Source organism: Pauljensenia sp. 20925_1_34 (genome assembly GCF_041432775.1).
GTDB lineage: Bacteria > Actinomycetota > Actinomycetes > Actinomycetales > Actinomycetaceae > Pauljensenia.
In genome coordinates this window covers 1-4,173 of record NZ_JAPWAG010000050.1, presented here as the reverse complement: position 1 = coordinate 4,173, position 4,173 = coordinate 1, and the positions used below count along the sequence as shown (strand labels likewise).

Below are 4,173 nucleotides of genomic sequence, written 5' to 3'. Positions count from 1 at the left end.
TGCAGTGCCGGGGCCGGATTCTAGGGGGGGCGTCACTCAGATTGTCTCAGCGCGCAATCCAGGCGCGCTTCCACGGGGAAACGCCACGGATGCCGCGCCGCATCGAGACGTGCCGACGTCAGGGAAGAAGCGCGAACGTTCAGCGGCCCTCGAGGTAGTTCTTCGCGGCGACCAGGACCTGCTCCCACATGCCGATCGCGTCGTCGTACGCCTGGCGAGCCACGGCCTCGTCGTCGGAAACCGATGCCAGGCCGGACTCCTCGACGTGGATGGCGACGCCGCCGCGCTCCTCGGACAGGGAGACCTCGACGCGGGTCGCGTACTCGTCGGGCAGTTCGTCGTCGGCGAGCGGGTACCAGCGGAAGGCGACGACGTCCATAGGGTCCTCGTCGGCCTTCTCGATCAGCCAGTCGCCGGCGTCCGGGTCGCTCACGCGGTAGAGGCCGTCGTCACCGAGGCTCACTTCATGGTCACCGAGCGGGCCGTCGTTGACCCACCAGCCCGGCTCCGACACGAGCGCCCACGCGGCCTCGATGTCACAGTCCACGACCACGTCGGTCTCGACGCGGTCCAGGTCGTCCTCAACGTCGGCGTCAGAAGTCATGTCAAAGATGCTCATACCTCAACGGTACCGGGTCGCGCTCGCCCCGTCACGCGAACGAGGTCACAAAACGGCGTTTGATCTGCGTTCGAATGCGACGAGGCCGTGGCTGGCCCCACCGGGAAGGCAGAGTCGGCCACGGCCTCGTGCGTGGAGGTGCGCTCAGGCCAGACGCGTGATGCGGTAGCGCCAGTCGACGGGGCCGACCTCGAGGGTTTCGACGCGGTAGTGCTGCGCCGAGTCCTTCAGGTGCGCGAACAGCGGCTCAGGCTGGTGGGGGGCGCAGATCTGGAGGTTCTCGCCGACGGGGAGGTTGTCAACCGCGGCAAAGAGGACCGCGTGGCGCACAACGCGGGGGATCGAGTGAATGACAAGCTCGTCCGCGCCGGGGCGGTGGATGACGCCGGCGCCGCCCGGGTGGGCCTTGCCGTGGCCGCGACCATGTCCGCCGCCATGACCACCACAGCCGCAGCCGCCCGCCGTGGAGGCGATGGGCTCGGCGGCGATGGGTTCGGAGGCGATGGGCTCGGCAGCCATCTCGTGGGGGCGCTCGGCGGGGGCGTCGTGTCCGCCGCAGCCGCAGCCGCCCGCCGTGGAGGCGATGGGCTCGGAGGCGATGGGTTCGGCAGCCATCTCGTGGGGACGCTCGGCGGGGGCGTCGTGTCCGCCGCAGCCGCAACCGGCGTGCTCAGCGGGGGCCTCGGCGGCCTGGGCGGCAGCAGCATGGCCGCCACCGTGTCCGCCACAACCACAGCCGCCCTGCTCGGGGGCCTGCGCAGCCGGGGCCTCGGCGGGAGCGGCCTGCTCGGCGCGCTCCTTCTTACCCTCGCCACCGCAGCCACAACCGCAGCCGCCGTCCTCGGAAGGGACGGTGTTGGCGTCGACCAGCTTGAACATCTGACGGTCAGTCATGTCTTTTCCTTATCCTCCGGCCCGCAGGGCCATTTCGGTGAACCTCATACAGTGTAGGCGCGCCTCACGCCCGCCCGCGCGTTCACTTAATGAGGAACTCGGCCTCGACCTCGACGCTGACGTTGAGGGGCAGGGCGGCGACGCCGACGGCGCTGCGCGCGTGCTGGCTGCCGAAAATCTCGCCGAAGAGCTCGGAAGCGCCGTTGATGACGCCGGCCTGGCCGTAGAAGTCGGGGCGCGAGGACACGAAGCCGACGACCTTGACGACGCCCGCGAGGTTATCGATGCCGCCCGCGACAGAAGCCGCCGCGGCCAGGGCGTTGAGGGCGCACACGCGCGCGGCGTCCTTGGCGTCCTCGGGGTCCGCGCCGTCCTCGCCGACGGCTCCGATGCACACGGGCTCACCGTTCACGACGGGAATCTGGCCGGAGGTGCGCACGACGCCGCGGTCGATGACGGCGGGCACGTAGGCGGCGACGGGGGTGGCGACGGCGGGCAGTTCGAGGCCGAGCTCGGCGAGCTTCTCGGAGGGCAGCATGAAGGGTCCTTTCGTTGTCATCGACGAGGCCGGGGCCTCGTCTGCTGATACCAGTGTAGTTGGGCGTCGTGCACGAACGTCGGGTGGGCACCCTCGGGACAAAGGTTGGACAACCTTGACTTCTTGTGTGCTGTCTCATAGTTTTCGAGCAAAACTTGTCAATCGGTCAAGGAGGAATAGTGCCTGATTTTTCTATCAATGACGAGCAAATCACGGCCTGGCACACCTCGACCGATACTGCCCTGCATGACAAGGCAAAGCAGAGCAAAGATCACGATCAGCAATGGGCCGCATTGTTCAGCTCGGACCGCAAGAAGCCACTGTAAGGGAGCCATCGTGACCGGATACTTTGAGTCACTGATCAACGACGTCCCCGGAAACGCCGACTCCCTCACGACACTCGTCGGCGATTGGGATACCTACGGCAACACGGCAATCGGAAGTCGGTAGGCCATGCGCAATAGGTCCCCATTCCTAGCTGCCGTCGCGGCAACTTGCGTCGGTCTGTCCCTGCTCCTCGGCGCCTGCGCGCCCACCACCCCCTTCACCCGCCCGACACCCACACCCACACCCACGTCCTCCTCCCCCACGCCCGGGCCCACGCCAACGCCGACTCCCTCACCAACCATCACCACCGCGAGCCCAACGCCCGCGCCGTCACCCACGAGGAGCACACCCATGCCAGAGTGCAACGGACGGATCACCACCGTCGGCGAAGCCGCACAATTCGCCCCCGGAAAGAGACGGAGCGACCCGACCTTCATCATCACCGACGTTGGCATCGAAAACGGTGCCATGTACGCTTATATCATCGGCGGGTGGGCCGACGGCTACCCCGGCTGGATCGACGACAGCCTCTATGTCGGCGAGCCGAAGCACGTCCCAACCATCGGCACATTCACTCTCCTCGACATCACGACCGCACAGGCCGTCTACGGCCACGGCTCGGCCACCTTCTGCTTCGAACCCGACCCAGACTTCGAAGTCTCCCGCACGATCTAACCCATGACACACACGCTCCGCCAGCCCCTGTACACCGTCGCGGCAACTTGCGTCGGTCTGTCCCTGCTCCTCGCCGCCTGCGCGCCCACCACGCATCAGGCGGATCCCACACCGACCAGCACGTCAACCAGCACACCGACCAGCACGTCAACCAGCACACCGACCGCAACGGACGGATGCGCCGGATATCTCCTCAAGGCTCAGGAGGAGGCTCTCGTGCGTCCGCGCGCCGCAAACACCGACCCGGCGTACTATTTCTACTCTTCGCCAGATGACCGGAACCAGGAGCGCACGTCTCTCAAAGGTGGAAATGGGCAAGGGCCTTACTCGTGGGTCAATGCAGATCTCACCATCGGCAAATCTGCCGTCGTCGACAGTGTCGGTACCTTTACCCTGCTCGCTATCACGCCTGGCGCCCGCGAGTACAACCCCCGGTTCATCACCTTCTGCTTCGAACCCGACCCCAGCCTCGACCTCAACAAGGAAGAGATGAAGAAATTCTCAGCACGCTAGGCGCAGCCACAGACGCGTGCTGCGTTCCCTCCCATCGACGAGGCCGTGGCTGCCTCCCGCTCGTGGGTGGCCTCGTCGGGTGGGCGTATCCCGCGGATGTGACTGTGCCCCGCGTGTTGAACGTGAACTGCCTCCTGTTTCTTGGACATCGAAATTGAAGTCCAGGGAATGGGAGGCTTTTCGTGTCTGTGGATCTGCGGTTGAGGCATGATCGTTTGCTTCGTGAGCAGGCGGTGGAGATGTTTGAGAGGGGATTTGGCTATCGTTTGACCGCCAAGAGGCTGGGTGTGCCTGCTGAGGCCGTGCGACACTGGCAGAAGACGTACCGCGTGATCGGGAGGGACGGTTTTCTTGCCATGGAAGTAAAGCGGACCAGATACGACTATGAGACCAAGGTCGCCGCAGCGAGCGCCGTGGTTGATGGCGGGATGAGTAAACCTGAGGCGATGGTGCGCTTCGGTATTGCGAGCGCGACACCGCTGAAGAATTGGTGCAGGCTGTACCGTGAGGGCGGCGCGCAGGCCCTCATGCCTAAGCCTAAGGGCAGGCCAAAGGGATCAGTACGGGCAGTGCCACCAACGCGTGAGGAGGAACTTGCCGAGCGCGT

7 protein-coding genes are annotated in these 4,173 nt (G+C 65.8%); 4 read left to right on the top strand and 3 right to left on the bottom strand.

Annotated elements, in window-relative coordinates; all coding sequences use genetic code 11:
• Positions 1-139: 139 nt before the first annotated feature.
• The 3 genes from O3669_RS10745 to O3669_RS10735 all read right to left on the bottom strand — a co-directional run bounded on the left by O3669_RS10745 (position 140) and on the right by O3669_RS10735 (position 2,051).
• Positions 140-619 (bottom strand): toxin, encoded by a 480-nt coding sequence (locus O3669_RS10745; RefSeq protein WP_295920715.1) that lies wholly within the window; start codon positions 617-619, stop codon positions 140-142.
• Between the two features lie 144 nt (positions 620-763).
• The gene (locus tag O3669_RS10740) at positions 764-1,513 is read right to left on the bottom strand and encodes a DUF2249 domain-containing protein (protein WP_371524832.1); all 750 of its coding nucleotides are present in this window, start codon (positions 1,511-1,513) and stop codon (positions 764-766) included.
• 82 nt (positions 1,514-1,595) lie between these two features.
• A complete protein-coding gene (locus O3669_RS10735; RefSeq protein WP_003791248.1) occupies positions 1,596-2,051 on the bottom strand; it encodes a RidA family protein in 456 nt (151 codons plus the stop codon).
• A 179-nt stretch (positions 2,052-2,230) separates the two neighbouring features.
• Here O3669_RS10735 and O3669_RS10730 point away from each other — a divergent pair, with 179 nt between their 5' ends.
• The 4 genes from O3669_RS10730 to O3669_RS10715 all read left to right on the top strand — a co-directional run.
• Positions 2,231-2,377, top strand: a complete 147-nt coding sequence (locus tag O3669_RS10730; protein ID WP_371524830.1) for a hypothetical protein — start codon at positions 2,231-2,233, stop codon at positions 2,375-2,377.
• A gap of 352 nt (positions 2,378-2,729) precedes the next feature.
• Positions 2,730-3,053 carry a hypothetical protein gene (locus O3669_RS10725; protein WP_371524828.1) on the top strand — a complete coding sequence of 108 codons (324 nt, stop codon included), beginning with the start codon at positions 2,730-2,732 and terminating at the stop codon, positions 3,051-3,053.
• 3 nt (positions 3,054-3,056) lie between these two features.
• A complete protein-coding gene (locus O3669_RS10720) occupies positions 3,057-3,566 on the top strand; it encodes a hypothetical protein (RefSeq protein ID WP_371524826.1) in 510 nt (169 codons plus the stop codon).
• A gap of 182 nt (positions 3,567-3,748) precedes the next feature.
• Positions 3,749-4,173, top strand: a 425-nt coding sequence (locus tag O3669_RS10715) for a transposase (RefSeq protein ID WP_371524824.1), incomplete at its 3' end; no start/stop codon positions are given.

Coding starts and splice junctions, on each gene's coding strand:
- O3669_RS10745 (WP_295920715.1), bottom strand. CDS start 619: ATGAGCATCTTTGACATGACTTCTGACGCCGACGTTGAGGACGACCTG.
- O3669_RS10740 (WP_371524832.1), bottom strand. CDS start 1,513: ATGACTGACCGTCAGATGTTCAAGCTGGTCGACGCCAACACCGTCCCT.
- O3669_RS10735 (WP_003791248.1), bottom strand. CDS start 2,051: ATGCTGCCCTCCGAGAAGCTCGCCGAGCTCGGCCTCGAACTGCCCGCC.
- O3669_RS10725 (WP_371524828.1), top strand. CDS start 2,730: ATGCCAGAGTGCAACGGACGGATCACCACCGTCGGCGAAGCCGCACAA.
- O3669_RS10720 (WP_371524826.1), top strand. CDS start 3,057: ATGACACACACGCTCCGCCAGCCCCTGTACACCGTCGCGGCAACTTGC.